Raw genomic sequence first — 1,523 nt, 5'->3', positions numbered from 1 at the left:
GTAGTCCTCCCGGTCACCAGAAGGCTCGCCAAGAGGGGGCTGAGGGCTGTGGCCCGGAGGGCCGCGGCTAAGGCGATTTGGAGGGGGAGGGGGAGGTACCGGTGCAGAGCCTTCGGCAGAGGCGGGGTGCTGACGAGGATGGAGCTTGAAGTGGAGGCGCAGCACGGGCGGGGGCGGCTCCAAGTCTACCCCTGGGCCCTTGAGAGCGGGGGCATACTGTACGACCTGCCCAGGGCTATCCCCATCTTGAGCCAGCAGGCAAGGATTTTCTACAAGAGGGTCTTGGAGGAGGCCAAGAGGCTGAGCGGCGCCTCTAGAGTAGACGACTTGTTTAAATTCCTCACGTCGCCGGCGGAGGACCAGAGGGGGAGGCCCGCCGTCATGTACGAGAAAATCGGAGCCTCCCTGGGCCTCCACGCAAGCACCATGGAGAACATCGTGAGGGCCCTCCTGGCGCTGGTGGAGACCGGCCTCGTGGACGTGGAGGGGCCGGGGTTCAAGGTGGCGGAGCCCCCCTACCGCCGGGCCCTCGCCGGCTACACGGTGGTGGACATATCCGGCCTGGGCACCCACCAGCAGAGGCTTGTGGTCTACAGAATCCTCGACGCCGTCTACAAGACGGCGAGGCCCGTCACGGCTGTCCTCATAGACGAGGCCCACCTCTTCTTCCCCCAGACGAGGAACGAGGACGAGCAGGCCTTCCTAGAGGCCCACCTAACCCGCCTCACGAGGCTGGGGAGGGCCAAGGGCATCGCCGTGGTCTTCGCCACCCACATGCCCGACGACCTAAACGACGTCGTCATACAGCTCGCCAACACGAAGATAGTCCTCAGAAGCGACCCCCGGGTCTTGGAGAAGCTCGGCGTCCCCCCCGCCGAGAGGAGGTTCCTATCAAAGGCGGAGAGAGGCGTGGCCTACGTACAGAGCTACGCCTACAGACACCCCATATACGTAAAGGTAGCCAAAAGGACGACCCACCTGGGGTGACGTGGAGCGCAGATTCCTGAGAGCCACCTACGCCCTCACCCCCGGCAGAGACCTGGTGGTCCAGGCCCTAACCTCGAGAGTCGCCAAGCAGGCGGTGCTCCAGTGGTTCACCTACCCCGGCGCCGGCACCCCCCAGCCCGAGAAGCCCCTCAAGTTCTCCTACCTCCACCACCAGGGCAGGCCCCTCTGGGGAGACGGCGAGGCCCCCGTGGCGGTCCGCGGAGGCGAGGCCTACCACTTCCAGGTAGTGGCAGACGTCGAAAGGCTCGGCGAGGACCTGGCGCTGAGGCTCCTCCAGCCCCCCCGGGAGGTCAAGATATACGGCGCCCCGGCCCGCCTAGAGCTGGCGGAGGCCTCTATAGAGGCCGCCGCCCCCCTCCGCCCCGGGCGGTACGTCACCGTGCGCTTCAAAACTCCCACCCTCCTCCAGTACCCCAAGCCCCCCCGCGTCAAGGCCCCAACCACCCACACCCTCTACCCCCAGCCCCGCCTGCTCATCCTCAACCTCATCCAGCGGGCGAGGGCCTACGGCGTGG

At 66.6% G+C, this 1,523-nt stretch carries 2 protein-coding genes; both read left to right on the top strand.

Annotation, left to right across the window (positions count from 1 at the left end):
• The coding region (locus ACP5J3_RS14530; protein WP_428496333.1) for a helicase HerA-like domain-containing protein at positions 1–987 on the top strand (987 nt) is incomplete at its 5' end.
• Between the two features lies 1 nt (position 988).
• On the top strand, positions 989–1,523 hold a 535-nt coding region (locus ACP5J3_RS14525), incomplete at its 3' end, for a hypothetical protein (RefSeq protein WP_428496332.1).

Source organism: Pyrobaculum sp. (assembly GCF_049971835.1).
In the GTDB taxonomy this organism is placed as follows: domain Archaea; phylum Thermoproteota; class Thermoprotei; order Thermoproteales; family Thermoproteaceae; genus Pyrobaculum.
Note: the sequence above shows the minus strand (reverse complement) of the source record. Positions and strands in the feature narration are given on the sequence as shown.